This is a genomic window from Vibrio sp. 03_296 (genome assembly GCF_002265885.1).
Map to the genome: position 1 here is coordinate 1 of NZ_NPKW01001187.1, position 619 is coordinate 619.

General features: G+C 54.1%; 1 rRNA gene. It reads right to left on the reverse strand.

The features are described from left to right. Positions 1 to 619 (reverse strand): 23S ribosomal RNA (locus tag CIK04_RS30850); the annotation flags it as partial.

Genomic DNA, 619 nt, shown 5'->3' on the forward strand with positions numbered 1-619 from the left:
TTCAATCTTCCAACGCCCACGGCAGATAGGGACCGAACTGTCTCACGACGTTCTAAACCCAGCTCGCGTACCACTTTAAATCGGCGAACAGCCATACCTTGGGACCGACTTCAGCCCCCAGGATGTGATGAGCCGACATCGAGGTGCCAAACACCGCCGTCGATATGAACTCTTGGGCGGTATCAGCCTGTTATCCCCGGAGTACCTTTTATCCGTTGAGCGATGGCCCTTCCATTCAGAACCACCGGATCACTATGACCTGCTTTCGCACCTGCTCGAACCGTCATTCTCGCAGTTAAGCGGGCTTATGCCATTGCACTAACCTCACGATGTCCAACCGTGATTAGCCCACCTTCGTGCTCCTCCGTTACTCTTTGGGAGGAGACCGCCCCAGTCAAACTACCCACCAGGCACTGTCCGCAACCCCGATTAGGGGCCAACGTTAGAACATCAAACATACAAGGGTGGTATTTCAAGGACGGCTCCAACGCAACTGGCGTCACGTCTTCAAAGCCTCCCACCTATCCTACACATGTAGGTTCAATGTTCAGTGCCAAGCTGTAGTAAAGGTTCACGGGGTCTTTCCGTCTAGCCGCGGGTACACTGCATCTTCACAGCG